Raw genomic sequence first — 18,951 nt, 5'->3', positions numbered from 1 at the left:
CCTCATGTCGGTCCGAACGCAACTCGTCGTCATTGCGACTGCATTGCCATGTGTGCTCGGTGCGGTCGACGTCGCCGTCAGCAGGGACGCTGCCGCGGCGCCCCGCGCGGAGAATGGATTGGCCCGAACCCCGCAAATGGGCTTCAACAATTGGAATGCCACACACTGTCGCGCCGACTTCAACGAGGCCATGGTCAAGGGCATTGCCGATTTGTTCGTCTCCGAAGGACTGAAAGATGCCGGCTATCAATACGTGAATCTGGATGACTGTTGGGCACTTCCCAATCGCGATGCCACCGGTAACCTGGTGCCCGATCCCGTGCGTTTCCCCAATGGCATCAAGGCCGTGGCCGACTACGTGCATAGCAAAGGGCTCAAGTTCGGTATTTACTCCAGCGCCGGAACCAAGACCTGCGACCGCAACGGCTTTCCGGGAGGGCTAGGTCACGAGCAGCAGGATGCGAATCTGTGGGCTTCGTGGGGTGTCGACTATTTGAAATACGACAATTGCAACAACCAGGGCGTGGACGCCATACAGCGTTACACGACCATGGGCAATGCCTTGAAGGCCACCGGCCGGCCCATTCTGTATAGCCTTTGCGAGTGGGGCGAGAACAAGCCGTGGACCTGGGCGAAGGATATCGGCAATTCCTGGCGCACCACCGGGGACATCACGGATCGCTATTCGAGCATGCTGGGCATCTTCAAGCAAAACGTGGTGCTCGATGCGTATGCGGGGCCGGGGCATTGGAACGATCCGGACATGCTCGAAGTGGGCAATGGCGGAATGACCGATACGGAATACCGCAGTCACTTCGCGCTTTGGGCCATCATGGCGGCGCCGCTGCTCGTGGGGTCGGACCTGCGCACGGCCACGCCGGCTACGCTGGAGATCCTCACGAACAAAGACATCATTGCGGTGGATCAAGATGCGCTGGGAATCCAGGGCAAGGAGATCCGGCAGGCGGGTGGGATGCACGTCATCGTGAAGCCGCTGTCCAATGGCGATCGCGCGGTGGCGCTGTTCAACGAGACGGACACGCCCGCGACGATTTCGACGAGCGCGTCCGAGATCGGGCTCGATCACGAGGTGGCATACAAGATTCGCGATTTGTGGTCGCACACCACGAAGGAAACGGCGGGGGCCATCACGGCCAGCGTTCCTGCGCACGGAACGGCTATTTTCCGCGTTGGACGCGATTCGCACTGGGCGCAGTATCCGCCGGCGGTGGATTTGGGCATTGCGGTACCCGCGACGTCGCCCGGGCTTCCGCTCTTGGTTGCGCCGGGAAGCCGCGCGACGGTGACGACCACCGCGACCAACGATGGATTCGTGCCTGCGGTGCTGCCGCAGGTGGCACTCACCGGGCCCGCGGGGTGGAGCGTGCAGGCGCAATCGGCGAGTCGGGATGGCGTGATTTTGCGCGATCAGGCATTTGCCACGACGTGGTCCGTGACGGTGCCGTCGAATGCGGCGCCGGGCAATTATTCTTTGGATGCGACGGTGAGCTATTTCCCTGGGCAGCCGAGGGCCACGGTGGTGAAGAACCACATTGACGTGACGGTGCCGGCGCTGTTGCCGCGCGGGACGAGCTATTTGGGCGACGATCCGTGGCTTCGCGCGGACAATGGCTGGGGGCCGGTGGAGCGAAACAGCAGCGTTGGGGAGGACCATGCGGGGGATGGTCATCCCATCTCCATCAACGGCGTCACCTATGCCAAAGGCATCGGTGCGCACGCGCAGAGTGCGGTCGTCTATTACCTGGGCGGCACGTGCTCGAAGGTACGGGCGCTCGTGGGGCTCGACGACGAGAAGACGGGCGCGGGATCCGTTTCGTTCGAAATCTGGGCGGATGGCACGAAGGTGGCCGACAGTGGCCTCATCGTGCGCGGCAATCCGACGAAAACGCTGGAGGCCGACGTTTCGCGCGCGACCGTGCTGCGGCTGGTCGTGACGGATGGTGGCGACGGCATCACCAACGATCACGCCGATTGGGCGGATGCGCAGGTGGTCTGCCCGTAATACGCTGCGCGGGATGGCGCTGCAGAACCGTGTCGATCCCTTTGGCCAAATCTTCGCCCACCCGGCGCGCGGACTCTGGCTCGGCAACCGTGGCTGGCTTCATGCTCCCTCGCGCACCATTCTGCGGCCCTGGCAGGTGCGTCGTTGGATCATCTGCCAGCTCGAGTTCCGCGGCCGCCACCGCGAGGTGATGAGTCCGCGCCGGACGTGGACGGAGCTGTTCTTTCTCGACGAGGCCACGGCATTCGCCGCCGGCCACCGACCCTGCGGCGAGTGCCGAAACCCGGAATTTCGCCGCTTCCGCGACGCATGGCGCGCGATCCATCCCAGCGACCCTTTCGGGGTCGACCCGATGGATCGCCGTCTCCACGACGAGCGCCTGCAAGGGCACGGCAAAGGCGAAAAGCGCACCACGCGCGCCGAGCTCGCGGCCTTGCCCGACGGTGCCTTCATCGCCGACACCGGGCGCGCCTGGCTGGTGCTCGATCGCGAGCTCCTCGCCTGGACCCCCGCCGGCTACACCGAGCGCCGCCCGCGTCCTCCGCACGCCACCGTGGATCTGCTTACACCGCGCAGCATCGTGGAGGTCTTTCGCGCAGGCTACCGCCCGCACGTGCACCCGACGGCTTGAATCGAGATTTCGCGAACGACGGGAAGAAGAGGGAACTGCCAAGACGCCAAGAACGCCAACAACAGATCTTGGCGGTTTTCTACTTTGATTAGAGCGTGACGGATACTTCGATATCGCCTTCTTTGTTCAGAACGTTGACGCCGACGTCGCGGGCGTGGCGTTGGAGGTCGATGTCGATCGTTCCGTTGCCCACGCGCAGGCGGCGGATCTCGACGCGGTTTAGAAAATCGGGTAGCCGCGGATGGTCGAAAGACAAGCGGGCGCGGTCGGGGTTGGGCGTGGGGCGGAACGACAATCCGAGGCATGCTTGCAGCAGATAGAAGACGCTGGCGCTGGCCCAGGCTTGCGGTGAGCACGCTACGGGGTAAAGCGTTGGGCCCTCGTTGGGGCGTCGGGCGAAGCCGCAAAACAGCTCGGGCAGGCGATGCAGGTCCATGAACATGCTCGCATCGAACAGTGCGCCGAGGATGCGTTGCGTCTTGTCCTTGAAGCCGCAACGGGCGAGGCCCATCGCGATGAGCGCATTGTCGTGCGGCCAAATGGACCCATTGTGGTACGACATCGGGTTGTAGCGCGCTTCGCCCTTGGCGACCGTGCGCACGCCCCAGCCGGAAAACGAGGCGGGCTCCAACAGCGTTTTCGCTGCGCGCTCGGCGTGGGCCGGGTGGGCGATGCCGCTCCAGAGCACCTGGCCCGAGTTCGACGTTCGAACGCGGCAGGGGCGCTTCGACCCATCCAGGGCCAGCGCGAAGCATCCCAAATCGTCGCACCAGAACGCGCGATCGAATTGCGTGCGCAGCTGCAGGGCCTCCGAGCGCAACGTCACCGCGCGTGCGGTGTGCCCGAGGGCATGCGCCAGATCCGCGGCGCGCAACTTCGCCTTGTACACGTAGCCTTGCACCTCCGCGAGCGCGATGGGACCTTCCGCCGCGCTGCCATCCTGATGAAAGACGGAATCCTCCGAGTCCTTCCAGCCCTGCTGGGCAAGGCCCTTGTTGCTCTTGCGTTGGTACTCGACGAACCCGTCGCCGTCGATGTCACCGTATTTCTCGATCCAGGCCAGCGCGCGTTCTACGTTTGGCCAGAGCCCGCGCAAAAACTCCAGATCCCCCGTTCGCCGAAAGTACGCGCCCGCCAGCACGACGAAGAGGGGCGTGCCATCCACCGTGCCGTAATAGCGCCCGAACGGAATCTCTCCCAATGTCGCGAGCTCGCCCTTGCGCGTCTCGTGCAGAATCTTTCCCGGCTCGGCATCTTGCTCGGGGCTTTCCTCCCGCGCCTGGGTGGCCGCCAAATACGAGAGCACGCCCTTCGCCATGGACGGATCCACCCAGAGGTACTCGAGCGCGGTGAGGATGCCGTCGCGTCCGAACGGTGTGCTGTACCAGGGCACTCCGGCATAGGGATATCCAACTTCGGGATTGCCCGCCGTGAGCATTACCAAATCCGCGCTTGCCCGTTGAAGAAGATCGTTGAATTGCGCATTCGACGTTTCCACCGTGCAACCGCGTGCACGGCCCTCTCGCACGGCCTTTTCGGCACTCGCCAGCACCGTTGCAAAGGGCGCGTGCGGGGAGGGGGCTCGGGGCGTGCGCACGTTGGGATCGAAGGCAATGGTCACATTGAGCTCGACGGTTTCACGCGGCTGCAGCTGCAGCGTGTACTCGAGCCGATCGGCGGCCAGGAGCGTGGGGGCCGGCGAGCAGGCGATTTCCGTGCTGCGCGTGATGCCGTCGAGTCCGCGGTAGGCCAGAACCATGCGTTCTTCCGTGTGCGTGGGGCTCAAGTCCTCACCGCGGCGTGCGCGCCTCACCCCGCGCACTTCGAAAATGTCAGCGTAGTCGGCCGCAAAAAGCAGCGTCACCCGCAGCGCAATGGCCTGGTTGCCATAGCTGGCAATGCGCAGCCTCTGATGGCACGCCGACTCGCTGAGCAGCGCCGCGCGGAACGCGTGCACCGTGCCTTTGAGCACCTCGAGCTGCTCCGATACGTACAGGTCCGGCGTCGTGACGTCGACGGTGAGAAGCGTGTTGTCCTGCTTGACGCTGGAGCCCAGGAGCATGGGCCGCTGTCCGTTCAACCGCAGCTCGAGCTGGGAGAGAAAGCGCGTGCCCTGATGGTAGAGCCCCTGTTCTCCGGTTCCGATCGGCTGAATATCGCCGAACCGATCGAACACGGCGAAGGTCTCGCCGTTCTTCAGCACCCGAGTGCGGTCGTCCGTGCGTGACGAGGTTGCCAGCACGTACCACCGGTCTTCGATTCGTATGGTTTCCATCGCTCTCCCGGACGAATCATGTCCGCATGCGAGGAATCATGCCACGCGAAGTCGCCGATCGGACCCTTCCGCTCGTTGCGCATACGCTTCCACGTAGTCGCGGGCCATTCGTTCCACGGTGAAGCGCTCGTCGAAGACGTCGCGGCAGCGGTGCCGGTCGAGCTCGTGAATACGTTCCACGGCGTCCACGGCCTCGTCCTCGCTTTCCACCACGCGACCCGTTTCACCGTCGACCATGATCTCGGGCACGGAGCCACATCGCCATGCGATGACCGGTGTTCCACACGCCATGGACTCGATCATCACGAGGCCGAACGGCTCGGGCCAATCGATGGGAAAAAGTACGGCTCGCGCGTTGCCGATGAAATCGCGTTTCTGGACATCGCTGATCTCGCCGATGAATTCCACGTCGGCCCCGGAGAGCAAAGGCCGAATACGCGCTTCGAAATAGCTCCGATCGACAGCATCGACCTTCGCCGCAATCTTGAGTGGCATCTTGGCACGACGCGCAATGGCAATCGCCCGATCGGGCCGTTTCTCCGGCGAGATGCGGCCGATGAACGCCAGGTACGAGCCTGGCTGCGCGTGGAAGGGGTAAAGATCGCGCGGGAGCCCGTGATGGATGGTGGCGACCCAATTGTTGTCGGGAATGGGGGCGCGCTGGGCATCGGAAATGGAAACGAGCGGCACGTCGCGAAAGTACGAATAGACGCGAATGTACTCCTTCAGGTCGAGGCGACCGTGCATGGTGGTGACGCTGGGCAACCCGAGCCGGCGCACCAGTGGAAAATGGCAATAGTCGAGATGAAAATGGAGAACGTCGAACTCGGATGCCGCCTCGATGACCCGATCCACCATGATGATGTGGTGCGAATTGGGATCGTGGCAACGTTCGTCGAGGCGAAGACTCCGCTCGACCATGGGGCGTAGCCGCGCACGGGTGACGGAATCGCCGGAGGCGAAAAGCGTCACGTCGTGGCCTTGCCGTACCAGCTCTTCGCAGAGATACGAGACGACGCGTTCGGTTCCTCCGTAGAGTTTGGGTGGGACGCTTTCGATGAGCGGAGAGATAATGGCAACTTTCAATGGATCACCCTGATTTCGATCAGGGTGCCAAGTGCAATCCGTGTGCGCGTGATTTTCGGGTGTTTAGGCCGTTAGAGACGAGGCGCAACAGCGCAACGGCACCGATGCCGAGCCAGACCACGTTCAAGATGGCGGAGGGCCACGCGCCATTGTGGGCCGAGTTCGTCGCCAGCAAGGCGCTTCCTACGACGTTCATCCATTGAAAGGCGGCACCGCTGGCCTCGAGCTTGCGCACCGAAACGAGCGCATAGGAGGCGAGAAGCAACGCAGCGCCGGTCCAGCCGGCGAGGGAAATAAGCAGTGGGTAGTCGGACATGATCCGAGTGTGGCAGAAGCTACCCTCAAGAAAAGCTAGATTATATGGAGCTTCATGTAAGCTCGGCTTACATGGACGTCGATCCGCGAAGGTTACGGGTTCTCTTGGCCGTCGTGCGCGCGGAGGGCGTTACCGGTGCCTCGCGCGTGCTGCACCTCACGCCGCAGGCCATTTCGCAGCAGATTGCCAGCCTGGAGGAGGAGCTCGGGGTGGAGCTCTTCGATCGCACGCACCGGCGGCTCGCGCCCACGGCCATCGGCCTGACGCTGGCCGGGCATGCCGAGCGGCTCGAGGCGGAACTCGTTGCCGCCGGAAGGGCGGTTGCCGCGGCGACGGGGCGTGTTTCGGGCGTGGTGCGCATGGCAGCCTTTCAAACGGCCATTCGCTGGCTGGTCGTCGAGGCGTTGCCCCTCTTGCGCGCCGAGCAGCCGGGCGTGGTGCCCATGGTCATCGAGCTCTACGGGGCCGGGGTGGACAAGTCGCTCCGCACGGGCGAGATCGATCTCATGCTCGACGAGTGCGACGACGACCAGGAAGAACCGAGTGCCGCCGGCATCGAGGTGCGCACGCTCCGGCGCGATCCGTATTTCGTGGTGGCCTCCGCGTCGCTCGCGCGCGAATTGCGCACGCCAAAAGCGCTCGCGGCGCAGCGATGGATCGCCGCGCCGGAGGGTACCAGCCTGGATCTCGCGCTTCAGAGGCTCGCGAAACGCGGGAAATTCGAGCCCATCGTGGCCCACGTGTGCAAAGAGTTCCCCTCGGTGCTCGCGCTGGTGGCGGCCGGCGAGGGTGTGGCCATCGTGCCGGAGTTGGCGCTGGTGGATGCCCGCGGCGTCGAGCCCTGTCCGATCGCAGGGCTCGGCGCACGCAAGCTGCTGGCCATTCAGCGTGTGTCCAAACGCGGCACCGAGCCAGCGGTCGATGCCGTCGTTCGTGCGCTCATGCGCAAGCCTTGAAAACGCTTACCCGCCGTAGGTGGCGAAGATGCGCGTGAAGTCCCACGGCTGCTGCGCGACGCCGGAGCACGAGTCGGCGGGGCCGCCGGTGCACGGGCGGTCGCGGTTGACCGACCAGAACGTGAGACGCGACAGGTGGTGCTGGTTGGCGTAGTTCAGAATCGCGCGGAAGTCGTCCAGGGTGACCACCTCGTTCTGATCGGTATTGCCGTTCATCGAGGAGATGCCGCTGTGCCGATAGGCCTGATCGTCGGTGTAGCCGTAGGCATTCTTGACCGCGTTCTTCAGGCCTTCGGCAGCCCGCACGGTCAAGGTGCCCATGTTCTGACCTGCGCCGCCGAAGTCGAACGGCATGATGGTCCACGCATCGACGGTGAGCCCGGAGGCCGCGCCGCGGTTGATCATGTCCGGATCGGGGCCATTCGTGCCCGTGCCGAAGGTCACGTAGACGCTGATGCCGGGGTTGTTCTGCTTGATGATCTTCAGCGCGTCGACGGTGCGCTGCTTCACCGTGGCACTCGCGTAGGCATCGGCCTCGATGTCGATGTCGATGGCCTTGAGGCCCAGGGCATTGATCACGGTTTGATAGGCATTCGCGAGGGAGCTGGCGCTGCCGCACGATTGCTCGAGCTTGTTGCCGCTCCACCCGCCGAACGACACGATGACGTCACCGCCATTGTTGCGAATCGTGTTGATCGCATTTTGATCGGCGCCGCCGGTGAGCCCGCGCTGGCCATCCCATTGCGGATTGCACGTGCCGTTGCTCAAGATGAAGGCCATCGTGAACCACTTGACACCGGTGGCGCTCATCACCGTGGCCGGGTTGGGCGGAGCGCCCCACCCTTGATAGAGATACGGCGCCACCGCCTTGGCCCCGACGGGGGGCTGGGTGGGGCCGCCGGTCGGTGCATTCCATTTCTGATTGGCTCCGCCGCTGCAGTCCCAAATCTGCAACCGCGTTCCATTTGCAGAATTGTTGCCCGAGACGTCGAGGCACTTGTTCGAGGCGGGGTTGACGATGTCCTTGGCCGCGGTCACCGTCCATTGCTGGGCGCCGGTGCCATTGCAGTCGTAGAGCTGAATCTGCGTGCCATTGGCCGTGCCGGCGCCGGCGACGTCCATGCACTTGCCCAGGGCGCGGATGGTCCCATCGGTGCCAACGTTCCATTGCTGGGCGCCGGTACCATTGCAGTCGTAAAGCTGAATGGCCGTCCCATTGGCACTGCTGGCACCCGCCACGTCGACACACTTGCCGGCGAGGCCGCTGATCTGTCCCGTGGCCGCCGCGGCCTCGGGAACGTCACCCATCGTGGCGAGAAGGAATGCACCGAAGAAAAAAGCCGTATGTTTGATCATGGAGTCGTCCATTTCTGGTTAGCGCCGCCCGAACAGTCCCAAAGTTGCAACCGAGTTCCGTTTGCAGAATTATTGCCGGTAACATCGAGGCACCGGTTGGCCGTGGTGTTGACGATGTCCTTGGCCGAGCTCACCGTCCATCGCTGCGCACCGCTGCCATTGCAGTCGTAAAGCTGGATCTGCGTGCCGTTGCCCGTGCCGCCGCCGGCGGCGTCCATGCACTTACCCAGGCCGCGGATGGTTCCATCGGTGCCGAAGGTCCATTGCTGCGCGCCGGTGCCGTTGCAATCATAGAGCTGCACGGCGGTGCCATTGGCGCTGTTCGCGCCGGCGATGTCGATGCATTTGCCCGCGAGGCCGGTGACTTGACCCGTGCGGCCGCCGGGCGCGGTGTCGCTGGTGGTGACGTGCACGTAATCGACCACGAGCTGCCCGGGGAAGGGGGTGCTCCCATCGGGATCGCCCGGCCAATAGCCGCCGACCGCGAGATTCAAAATGATGTAGAACGGATGATCGAACACCCAGCGATCGCCGCCAATGTCCGAAGGCGTCTTCGTCGAATAGAGATTACCGTCGACGTACCATCGAATGACGTTGGGCGCCCAATCGATGGCAAAGGTGTGAAAGCCATCGGGGAAGGTCTGGCCATTGGGAAGCGTGTATCCTGCACCCACTCCCTCGGCGCCGGAATAGCCGGGGCCGTGGATGGTGCCGTGCACCGTACCCGGCTCCTTGCCAATGTTTTCCATGATGTCGATCTCGCCGCTGCCGGGCCAGCCGACGGTGCCGATATCGTTGCCGAGCATCCAGAATGCCGGCCACATGCCCTGGCCGCGCGGAACTTTGAGGCGCGTCTCGAAGCGCCCATAGCGCTGCGTGAAGGTCTGCGCCGTCGAGAGCCGCGCCGACGTGTACTGACACGTGCCGTACCAGCATTGGTAATTGTTCGGATTCTCCCGCCGTGCGGTGATGACCAGATTGCCTTGGCCGTCCATCGACGCGTTGCGGGTGCTGGACGTGTAGTACTGCCGCTCGTGGTTGTTGACGTTGTCGCCCGTTTCGAAACGCCATTTGCTTTGATCGACCGCACTCCCTGCGGGGCCATTGAAGTCGTCGGTGAAAGTTGGCGCCGCGGCCGCAGGTGCTGGGCTCACGGAGAGCGCAACGCCAAGAGCGGCCGTGGCGAGCATCGTGGCTTGTACATTGGTGCTCATGGGCCCGGCGCAGCTGCACCATGCATGCCGGCAATAATTACGGCGATCATCGAAGAAGCGGCCCATCCGAGCATGATCGAAGCGATCATTTGGCATGATCCAATCGATCATCTCGGCCTATGGGAGGCCTCGAACTAAGCAGTCGGTTGGCGGGTTACGCCCTCGAACGGTCCGTTGCAGCCGAGCAGCGGCAGCGGAAGAATCTCGCAAGATGCGGGGGCACACATCGTCATCCAACCCGAGGTGGGGGCGACGAAGATCAAGGAGTTCGAGGATCGGCTACGCGAGACGCTGGCCGATGGGCGGCTCTCGCGCAGCGAGCGCAAGATGCTCGACGAAACGCTGCGCGAGTCGGAGTTCTGCTGCAGTGAGCTCGCGCTCATTCGTGCGCGTGCCTTTACCATCGCCAAAACGCACCTCACCGATCCGCACGGGCGACGCATGGTGGAGTGGCTGGAAGAGGTAATGGGCCTCTTGGCCGACGACACATTTCGCGCGCAGGCGCGCCGCCATCAGCAGCTGAGCGACGCGTTCTTCAGTCCGGGCAACCAATGCTTGGGCGCCGTTCTGTCGGGATTCAAGAATGCGCAAGCCAAGGTCGACGTTTGCGTATTCACCATCACCGACGATCGCATTGCGGAGACGATCCTCGCCGCACACCGGCGCGGGACCTTGATCCGCATCGTGACGGACAACGACAAGGCGTGCGACGAAGGCTCCGACGTGGCCAGGCTTCAGCAGGCGGGCATCCCGGTGCGGGTGGACCGGACCGAGTTCCACATGCACCACAAGTTTGCGCTCTTCGATGACAACTGCCTGCTCAATGGCAGCTACAACTGGACGCGCACCGCGTCCTCGAAGAACGACGAGAACCTGGTCATGACGCGCGATGCGTACCTCGTGCAAAAGTTCTCGGCGCACTTCGAGAAGCTCTGGTGCAAATTGGCCTAGATGTACTTGCTCGCCTCGCGCCGGGTGAGGCCGGACATGCGTTCGCCGTGCCGGGCCACGAAGGCGCGTACGAGCTCGGGGCGCTTTTTCGAGGTCGCGCGCAAGACCCATCCGATGGCTTTCCGGATGAAGAACTCCGTTTCGTCGAGCAGCGGCGCCGCAATCTCTTCGAAGAGCCCGAAGTCGCCACCGCCTGCGAGAAGTGCATCGTGTTGGGCAAGAAGCGCGGTGCGGCGGACCCAGAAGTCCTCGTCGCGGGACCATGCGCGGAGCAGGCGCGGCATGGTCCGTTGATCTTGGACGGTGGGGCCGATCAATTTGATCGCCAGCCAATCGACGTGAGCCCAGCCTGGGGACTTCCGCACCAGCTCGAGAAGCCACGGCACGTCGCCCAACCCGAGCAGCTCGCGCCGTCGTTCCAAGACTGCGATGCCCGCCGATCGCAAATCGTGAAAGTTCGTCTCGAAGAGCGCCTCGGTGACCGACCGCAAGGACGCTGTGTCGAGTTCGTGAGCTCGCGCGAACTCCAGGGCGGCTTTGCGCACGAAAGGCAGGGTTACGCCATGAAAATCGAGCGCGCTCTTCAAATATTTCTTCTCGTAGCGTGCACGCTCGCTGTCGCCCGCCGACCGAAAACGCGAGCGAAAGAAACGCACGGCGACGGACCCGTCCATGGTGCGCACAATAGTCCGAAGCCGTGCAGAACCGTGTACATTCTCTCGGTGCAATGAACGCGCGTGTCGCATCGCTTCTCCCTTCCGCCACCGAAATCGTCTGCGCCGTCGGCGCGCGCGATGAGCTCGTGGGCATCTCGCACGAGTGCGATTTCCCGCCCGGCCTCGAGGGGCTTCCCGTCCTGACGCGCGCCCGTTTGCGGGGCAGCCGATCCAGTCGCGGCATCGATGCCGAGGTGCGCTCGATTATCGAGGATGCGCTCTCGGTCTATGAAATCGAGCTCGATCGCTTGGAGGCGGCCCAGCCCGACGTGATCGTCACGCAGGACCTTTGCGACGTCTGCGCCGTCTCGCTGGACGATGTGCATGCGGCTGTGGCGCGGCTCGCGAAGAAGGACGTGCGCATCGTCAATTTGCATCCGAAGCACCTCGACGACATCTGGTCGGACATTCTCCGCGTGGCCGATGCCCTCGGTCGTGCCGAGCAAGGCGTCCGCGCGATCTTCGCCTTGCGGGGGCGCACCAACGAGATCGAGCAGCGGAGCGCCCGCGCTGCGCTCGCGGAGCGTCCGCGCGTCCTTTCGGTGGAGTGGATGGATCCCGTGATGATTGGGGGCATGTGGATGCCCGAGCTCATTGCGATGGCCGGCGCCAATCCGCTGGTGACCAAGCCGGGCGACCACGCGCCGACCTTGACTCGTGAAGCCCTGGCCGCGCTGTCGCCCGACGTGGTGCTGGTGAAGCCGTGCGGCTTTTCGCTGGAGCGAAGCCTGGAGGAGTTGGACGTGCTGCGCGCGTCGCTGCCGTGGGACACCTGGAGGGCCGTTCGCGAGGGGCGCGTGTTCATTGCGGATGGCAATGCCTATTTCAATCGACCGGGCCCGCGCATCGTCGAATCCCTCGAGATTCTCGCCGCATGCGCCCACCCGGATGCGTTCCCGGATTTCCGCCATCGCCACCGCGACACAGTGGTGCGGCTCGACGCCAATCTCGCGCGACACGCATTCGACACCGATTCCTCGGCGTGAGTTCAGCTACCTGCGTGAGCGCCGGGCACAACCGGCGCGGGCAAGCCACGTCATCAGCACGACCCGACAACGGGACGTCATCTCCGCATCTATCGACCATGGGGTTCGAGAAAAGCGTATCCTCCCGGTATGCGGGGGAATGCCGCGGAGATCTTCGTCGGCCTCGAGGTGCCGAGGCATCGCATCACGCCGACGACCCGATTCCGGAGCACGTGGCTCGTGGCCTCGCAAAATGCCCTGCGCGATTGCGGCTTTTTCGACCGCTATTCCGAGCTTCTGCCGACTGCCCATCGCGAGGCGCTTCTGACCACAGTCGTGGGCATGTGGCTCCCCAGCGACGTGGTCGTCGCGCACTACACCGCGTGCGATCGACTCGGTCTCACGTCCGCCGAGCGTGATGCCATCGCTCGAGCCTTGGTGCGCCCGGGCACCAGCACGTTGTTCTCCGTCACTGGCCATCTGGCGAGGCAAGTCGGCGTCACACCGTGGACGCCCCTGGCCCATTTGCGTCGCCTCTGGGAACGGCTGTGCGACGGCGGCGCGGTGGTCGTCTACAAAGAGGGACCGAAAGAGGTGCGCGTGGAGCTACTCGGCCTCACGCTCGCGCATATTCCGTATTTCCGTTCGACGTTGCGCGAACTCGCCCTTGCCGTGGGCAAATTGTTTTGCTCGACCCTGTACGTCAAAGAGATTTACGACGAAGCTCAGCCGACGACCCTCACGTTCCGGGGCTCGTGGGTGTGATTACGCCATTTCGAAGAACCGCGAATGAATCGCCACGGCGGCGAGCAAACCGACCTCGCAGTCGATACCGTCTTTCGTGACCACGCTGAAGCGGTCGCGCATGCTGCGAACTTTGAAGATCTCGAGCACCGTGCTTCCCGAGGCATCCTTGCATTGAAAGACGCCGCGGAACATCCCGGCGTTGGCGGTGTACTCCGTGTCGCCGATGTACAGAGATAGCTTCTTCTCCACCGCCACCGCCGGGAAATGAAGGCTTGCCAGCACGTGCCCATTCGCCGCCCGGATGCGGAATCGCGTCTTGGTGAAGTTCCCCCGGAGCGTGGCCAACGATGCACCGGTCTCCTCGACGAGCGAGAAGGAAGGAAAAAACCTCATGAGCGCACCCTTTACGGTCATGAGAACCTCGTTCGAGCCTGGTTGGGTGACGTCGTAGTTCGTGGCGAGAGCCATGAAGCGTTGGGTGACGACAAATTGCGACATCGAGTTCTCCCCGAAGATGAACGTCGAAGGCGAGTCCATCCTGGCTTCATTCTTCGTGCCAGGCTGCTCCAACCAATTGAAAGGATTCCTAACGAACCTCGACGCGGTCTTTTGCTGGTGTGCGTCATTGTGGTTCGACGTTCGGCCGTCCGCGGGCCCAGGACACTTGTGCGTTCATGGGCGATCTGCATCGATCCAGTCGACCAAGGGAATACCTCTCGGACAAAGAGTTACAACGAGCGACACGTGTGATGTAGGGCGCCCGCTATGCCTCGTGAGAGGTGCCGATGGGGTCGAAACGAAGTAGCGCGTGGCCGTTGCTGGCGTGGGTGCTCGTCGTGATTGCGACGTGGGCCAGGTGGACGCTGATTCGAAGCGGACCCGATCTCGAGCCCGACGCCTACGGGCATGCGCTGGCTGCCCGTCGCATGTGGCTCGATCCGTTCGACATGCGCGTGCACTGGGTGTGGCTTCCACTCGGTCATGCGATGTATACGCTCTCGTTCGCGCTCGGTTACGGCATGAATGGTGTTCGCTTTGCGAATGCCATCTTCACATCGTGCCTTTGCGGGCTACTCGCCGCGAGCCTTACCGGTATTTCGGTCGCGCAGGGACTCACGCGGCGCGCGCTGCCCTTTCTCGCGGCGAGCCTTTTGGCCCTGAGCCCCATCGCCCTCACGGTCGGCGAGGCGGGGGCGTTGGAGCCACTTTTCGCGTGCCTCGTGCTCGCGACGGTCCTTGCGTGGCGTCGCCCTGGCGGTTGGGGGGCGCTGCTCGCGGGGTGCTTGGCCTCTGCCGCGGCGCTGCTTCGGTACGAAGGCTGGGTCCTGCCCATCGTGCTCTTCGTCCTGTGGTGGCGCCGAGGCAGGGCGCTTTCGCGTGCCTGGGGCTGGGTGCTTCCGGGGCTTGCGATTGCCGCGTACCTGCTTGCGCGTGCCTCGCTGGCCTTCGTGCACGAGAACCTGGTCTTCGCGCGCGGCTTCTTCGAGTCCGCGGAGCAGCGATGGCCGGTGCCTCCGCACCCGGTGTGGATGTCGCTCTGGTACGCGCTCGTGGTGCCGGCCATCGATCTCGGGCCGCTCGTCGTGTTCGGCGTGGCGGGTGCCTCGTGGAGCGTGCGGAGGCCGCCGATGGCGTGGCGCGCGGCCCTGTTGGCCATTTTGGTCTTTCTCACCGCCGGATTCGTCGCGCGTCAGCACCTCGGTTTGTTGCGCCATGCGCTGACCCTCGCGCCCTTGTATGCGACGGCGGCGGCCGCGGGCATCCTCCGCGCGGCCGTGTACCTGCAACGGCGTTTCATGCGCCGTGCCTCGCTCGAGCGCGTGGCCTTCGGGCTCGCGGGTGCGGCGCTTTTCCTGCTCGCGGTCTCGCGCACCGTTCCGACCTTCGTCGCGCAGCTCGACAAGCACGCCACCGCGTACCAAGGCGCGTACCGCACGGCCATGGCGCTTCGCGAGCGCTTCACCGCTTCCACCATCGTTCATTGCGACGAGACCGCGGTCGAGACCTTGTCCGAGCTACCGCCGGCGGCGTTCGTGCGATGGCAAATGCCCGATACCCAATTTTATAATCTCTCCGTCGAGCTTCAATCGGGAAAGCGACCCCTCGTCGTCACCACCCGCGAACGGGCGCGCCACCTGCGCGATCGATGTCGAACGCTCTACGAAGACGCCGGCCTCGTGATCCTCGAATACGAGGGCGTGGCGCTCGACACGACGGCCCGCGGCCGGTAAATCCATGCGAAGCACCGGATGAAATTCTCCAAGTACCAGCGCTTCGTCGTCGCCATTCTGGCGTTTCTGCAGTTCACGGTCGTACTCGACTTCGCCATTCTTTCGCCGCTCGGCGCGCTGCTGTTGCAGGAACTTCGTATTTCTACGGTGCAATTCGGTCTGGTCGTCTCGGTGTATGCGTTTGCCGCCGGAATTTCCGGGTTCCTTGCGGCCGGGTTCGCCGACAAATTCGATCGCAAAAAGATTCTGCTGTTTTTTTACGCGGGGTTCATCGTAGGTACGCTCTTGTGTGGCATTGCCACCGGCTACCGCTCCCTGCTGGTCGCGCGGACGGTGACCGGCTTGTTCGGCGGCGTCCTCGGTTCGATAAGTTCCGCCATCGTCGCGGACTTGTTTCCGTTCGAAATGCGCGGCCGGGTCATGGGCTTCGTGCAGATGGCCCTCGCCGCAGCCCAGGTGCTGGGCATTCCCTTGGGGCTCTACCTTTCCAATCGCTACGGCTGGCATTCGCCGTTTTTGATGATCGTGGTGACCAGCATTCCCATTTGGGTGGTGATGCTGCTTCGTCTGAAGCCCATCGACGATCACATCGTCCTTCAGAAGGTGGAGCCGTCGGAGGACACCCCGCTGAAACACGTGACGCGGACGTTTTCCAAATCGCATTATCTCTGGGCATTCGGCAGCACCATGCTGCTGACGACGGGCGGCTTCATGCTCATGCCCTTCGCCAGCGCGTTCAGCGTGCACAATCTGGGTATTTCGTTGAAGCAGCTTCCGCTCGTCTACGCGGTGACGGGCGTGGCCTCCATCATCACGGGCCCGATCATCGGGAAGTTGAGCGATGGAGCAGAGAAGTACGCGGTGTTCGTGGTCGGTTCGATTCTGACGATGCCTCTCGTGGCTTGGTATTGCAATTTGGGTATTACGCCGCTCTGGCAGGTCATTGCGCTCAATGTCGTGTTGTTCACGACGGTGCTGCTGCGCATGATTTCGGCGCAAACTCTTTTGTCCGCGGTGCCCGAGATAAACGATCGCGGCGCGTTCATGTCGGTGAATGCATCGCTTCAACAGCTTGCGGGCGGAGTGGCCTCGTCGGTGGCCGGGCTGGTGGTGGTGCAGACGCCCGACGGGAAGCTCACCGGCTACGAGGGCCTCGGTTTCGCGGTGACGTTCATCGTCACGCTCACCATCGTATCGATGTACAAAGTGAATGCCCAATTGGCGAGCAACGGCGTCCTCGCCAGCGCCCGCCCCTTGCGCGCCTAACACGACTTCCTACCTTCTTGGCGTCCTTGGCGCCTTGGCGGTTCAACCCTCTCGTCAAATGGGGGATGCGCGATCCTACCTGGGGGAGGCGCCAACCAGGGTGGGCGTGCAAATTCGCACGGTTTGTGCTGGTGGGACCCGTGGCATTGGGGTTGCTCGCGTCCGGGTCGTGTTTTTCCTTCGCGGACTCGTGGTTGCCTCGGTGGCGCTAAACCTGGTCGCCTGTTCATCCTCGTCGGACGCGCCGGAGGAATCGGGGCCGTCGTTCAAGGGGACGGTGCACCCGATCCTGGCGCAGAGTTGTTCGCTCACGGCGTGCCATGGTTCGAAGGAATCGAACTTGGGGATCTACATTCCGTCGAGTCCCGCCGATGTCCACGCGACGCTCATGACGGAGAGCCCCACCGCGCGCGGCGCGAAGTTCGTGGTGCCGGGCAATCCCGACGCGAGCTACCTGATGATGAAGATCGACGGGACCCAGGGGCAGCTGGAGGCCAAGTGCAGCGGCACCTGTGGCGCGCAGATGCCGCTCGATTTGCCGGTGCTTTCGGACAGCGAACGCGCGGCCATTCGCGCCTGGATTCTTGCCGGCGCAAAGAACGATTGAGCGCGCCCTATTGCGCCACGATGCGGAAGGGGAACTTGTATTCTACACTGACAGGCCGGCCCTGGTACATGATGGGCGTGTATTTGCGCGCCTGAAGGTTCGATAGAATCGCATCATCCATGTAGGGCAAACCCTTGATGATGCGGCAGTGGGTGACATTGCCCGTGGCGGTGATGGTGCATGAGGCGAGCACCAGGCCTTCGACCTTGGCCATGATGGCCTCCCGCGGCGGCGTGGGCATTTCGTCGCCCGATACGAGGGTGGGGCGCACCATGCCCGGGATGAACGGGAGCACGGTCTCGCCGCCCTCGGGCGCGCACGGCTGACCGGGGCCCCCGCAAGGCGGCGCCGTGCCGCATGGGGGCTGCCCAATGCCGCCGCAGGTCGACGGGCCGGTTCCGGTTCCGCCGACGGCACCACTGGCGTTACTGGTGTCACCGGTGCTGGGGCCCGGCTCCGCGGACGAGGCGCTTTGGGTGGGCGCTGGATCTTTTTCCACGGGCGGGGTCTCGGTGTCCTGGATGATATTCGGTTTTTTCTGCACGGGCTTCGCCGGTACACTCGGGGTCTGCACCGCGGGCGGGCGCGGCGCGGGCGGTTGCAGAGGAGGTGGCTGCAGAAGCACCATTGGCGCGATTGGCTTCTCCATGGCCTTGGGCTTGTGCACCGAGAGGTAAACACCGAGCCCCAAGACCACCACGTGCACCGTCACCGAGACAATCGCCCCCCGGAAAAAGACGCGGGAAGGCTGGGCTCCACGGCCGAGAACCGAATCGAACATCGCGCACCTCGTATGTCTGCGAAGTGAAGAGTGAATTGATAGCGAGCGAGACGAGCCAGCGTGAATGCATGACACGTCCCCGGTTGGACGCAACTCGTGATTACGTTCTTCAATTGATTTCGATCTTCGGTTTTTTGGCGAGAGAGGCGTTAGAAAATCGACGCTAATTCAAACTAAGCGCGGCCGCGGCTCGTGCCGGTGACGATGCCGCCGGCGATCAAATGGGCGAGGCGCAGAGGCTCGGGGATGTTTCCGTGAAGTGTCGTGGTGGCCACGATCTTTCGCGCCTCTTCGATGGAGACGCCGGCGCGTTGCATCCATACTTTGGGGACTTTGGCGGCGGTGGTGCCATCTTTGGCGGCGCGCTGCAGGGCGCGGTGGGAGGGGCCGAGGGGCTCGAGGGCGCCGGCTCGCTCGATGAGCTCCCACTTGCGCGCAGCGCCGGGAACGCGCGGGCGCTCGTGCGGTGTGTCGCTGAAGAGGGCGCGGCGCACGGCGGCCATGTCGGGCGCGCGGCGGACCACCACGACCACCGGGATGCCCAGTTCCTCGCGCAGGCCATGGATGTCGACCACGTTGAAGCCGCCCACGGCGATGCCTTGAAGGAGAACGGCTTGAAGGTGCTCCTCGAACTGGCTCGCACGGACGAGCCGCACCATCTCGCGGGTCGAATCCGTACCGTCGCGGCGGATGCGGCCGCGGACCACGCCATCGAGCCGGGTGCCCGAGCATACGGCGCCCACGAGAAGCACATCCCCGCGATGGTCACGTGGAAATGGGCCGTCGTCGAAGCCGATTACGTTCACGGCCCCATCATGTCACACTGGCGT

18 protein-coding genes are annotated in these 18,951 nt (G+C 63.8%); 9 read left to right on the top strand and 9 right to left on the bottom strand.

The window, feature by feature from the left end; all coding sequences use genetic code 11:
• Positions 1-4: 4 nt before the first annotated feature.
• Together LZC95_30295 and LZC95_30290 are read left to right on the top strand one after the other, a co-directional pair.
• Positions 5-2,023: an NPCBM/NEW2 domain-containing protein gene (locus LZC95_30295; protein WXA90732.1), complete on the top strand. Its 2,019-nt coding sequence runs from the start codon at positions 5-7 to the stop codon at positions 2,021-2,023.
• A gap of 13 nt (positions 2,024-2,036) precedes the next feature.
• Positions 2,037-2,654 carry a hypothetical protein gene (locus tag LZC95_30290; protein ID WXA90731.1) on the top strand — a complete coding sequence of 206 codons (618 nt, stop codon included), beginning with the start codon at positions 2,037-2,039 and terminating at the stop codon, positions 2,652-2,654.
• 88 nt (positions 2,655-2,742) lie between these two features.
• On the opposite strand, the gene LZC95_30285 is transcribed toward LZC95_30290, so the two are convergent.
• From LZC95_30285 to LZC95_30275, 3 genes are read right to left on the bottom strand one after another with little or no spacing between them, the layout of a single operon-like run.
• Entirely contained in the window at positions 2,743-4,929 is a 2,187-nt protein-coding gene (locus LZC95_30285) for an amylo-alpha-1,6-glucosidase (protein ID WXA90730.1), read from the bottom strand.
• 36 nt (positions 4,930-4,965) lie between these two features.
• Positions 4,966-6,015, bottom strand: a complete 1,050-nt coding sequence (locus LZC95_30280; protein WXA90729.1) for a glycosyltransferase family 4 protein — start codon at positions 6,013-6,015, stop codon at positions 4,966-4,968.
• A 19-nt stretch (positions 6,016-6,034) separates the two neighbouring features.
• Positions 6,035-6,331 (bottom strand): hypothetical protein, encoded by a 297-nt coding sequence (locus tag LZC95_30275; GenBank protein WXA90728.1) that lies wholly within the window; start codon positions 6,329-6,331, stop codon positions 6,035-6,037.
• A 71-nt stretch (positions 6,332-6,402) separates the two neighbouring features.
• On the opposite strand from LZC95_30275, the gene LZC95_30270 reads away from it, so the two are divergent.
• Positions 6,403-7,287 carry a LysR family transcriptional regulator gene (locus tag LZC95_30270; GenBank protein ID WXA90727.1) on the top strand — a complete coding sequence of 295 codons (885 nt, stop codon included), beginning with the start codon at positions 6,403-6,405 and terminating at the stop codon, positions 7,285-7,287.
• A 6-nt stretch (positions 7,288-7,293) separates the two neighbouring features.
• On the opposite strand, the gene LZC95_30265 is transcribed toward LZC95_30270, so the two are convergent.
• Positions 7,294-8,643: an RICIN domain-containing protein gene (locus LZC95_30265; protein ID WXA90726.1), complete on the bottom strand. Its 1,350-nt coding sequence runs from the start codon at positions 8,641-8,643 to the stop codon at positions 7,294-7,296.
• A complete protein-coding gene (locus LZC95_30260; protein ID WXA90725.1) occupies positions 8,640-9,857 on the bottom strand; it encodes a family 16 glycosylhydrolase in 1,218 nt (405 codons plus the stop codon). Before LZC95_30260 ends, LZC95_30265 begins: the two co-directional genes overlap by 4 nt.
• A 174-nt stretch (positions 9,858-10,031) precedes the next feature.
• Between LZC95_30260 and LZC95_30255 the strand changes: the two genes are divergently transcribed.
• On the top strand, positions 10,032-10,808 hold the full coding sequence (locus LZC95_30255; GenBank protein WXA90724.1) for a phospholipase D-like domain-containing protein: 777 nt from the start codon (positions 10,032-10,034) through the stop codon (positions 10,806-10,808).
• Here the strand turns inward: LZC95_30255 and LZC95_30250 are convergent.
• Positions 10,805-11,482 (bottom strand): DNA alkylation repair protein, encoded by a 678-nt coding sequence (locus LZC95_30250; protein ID WXA90723.1) that lies wholly within the window; start codon positions 11,480-11,482, stop codon positions 10,805-10,807. The genes LZC95_30255 and LZC95_30250 overlap by 4 nt on opposite strands.
• A gap of 53 nt (positions 11,483-11,535) precedes the next feature.
• Between LZC95_30250 and LZC95_30245 the strand changes: the two genes are divergently transcribed.
• Both LZC95_30245 and LZC95_30240 read left to right on the top strand, forming a co-directional pair.
• A complete protein-coding gene (locus tag LZC95_30245) occupies positions 11,536-12,510 on the top strand; it encodes a cobalamin-binding protein (protein WXA90722.1) in 975 nt (324 codons plus the stop codon).
• Between the two features lie 129 nt (positions 12,511-12,639).
• Positions 12,640-13,254, top strand: coding sequence for a hypothetical protein (locus LZC95_30240; GenBank protein WXA90721.1), 615 nt, complete (start codon positions 12,640-12,642; stop codon positions 13,252-13,254).
• Here LZC95_30240 and LZC95_30235 read toward each other — a convergent pair whose 3' ends face one another.
• Positions 13,255-13,734 (bottom strand): hypothetical protein, encoded by a 480-nt coding sequence (locus tag LZC95_30235; protein WXA90720.1) that lies wholly within the window; start codon positions 13,732-13,734, stop codon positions 13,255-13,257.
• A 287-nt stretch (positions 13,735-14,021) separates the two neighbouring features.
• Here LZC95_30235 and LZC95_30230 point away from each other — a divergent pair, with 287 nt between their 5' ends.
• From LZC95_30230 to LZC95_30220, 3 genes are all read left to right on the top strand, one after another.
• Positions 14,022-15,467 (top strand): hypothetical protein, encoded by a 1,446-nt coding sequence (locus LZC95_30230; GenBank protein ID WXA90719.1) that lies wholly within the window; start codon positions 14,022-14,024, stop codon positions 15,465-15,467.
• Positions 15,468-15,485: 18 nt separating this feature from the next.
• Complete coding sequence (locus tag LZC95_30225) at positions 15,486-16,733, top strand: MFS transporter (protein WXA90718.1); 1,248 nt, start codon at positions 15,486-15,488, stop codon at positions 16,731-16,733.
• Between the two features lie 169 nt (positions 16,734-16,902).
• A complete protein-coding gene (locus LZC95_30220) occupies positions 16,903-17,340 on the top strand; it encodes a hypothetical protein (GenBank protein ID WXA90717.1) in 438 nt (145 codons plus the stop codon).
• 7 nt (positions 17,341-17,347) lie between these two features.
• Here LZC95_30220 and LZC95_30215 read toward each other — a convergent pair whose 3' ends face one another.
• Positions 17,348-18,121 carry an energy transducer TonB gene (locus LZC95_30215; GenBank protein ID WXA90716.1) on the bottom strand — a complete coding sequence of 258 codons (774 nt, stop codon included), beginning with the start codon at positions 18,119-18,121 and terminating at the stop codon, positions 17,348-17,350.
• Between the two features lie 173 nt (positions 18,122-18,294).
• A complete protein-coding gene (locus tag LZC95_30210) occupies positions 18,295-18,927 on the bottom strand; it encodes a DUF99 family protein (protein ID WXA90715.1) in 633 nt (210 codons plus the stop codon).
• Between the last annotated feature and the right edge of the window lie 24 nt (positions 18,928-18,951).

The organism is Sorangiineae bacterium MSr12523 (genome assembly GCA_037157775.1).
In the GTDB taxonomy this organism is placed as follows: Bacteria; Myxococcota_A; Polyangia; order Polyangiales; family Polyangiaceae; genus Pendulispora; species Pendulispora brunnea.
The sequence above is the reverse complement of the archived record's forward strand: the minus strand, read 5'-3'. Positions and strand labels throughout refer to the sequence as shown.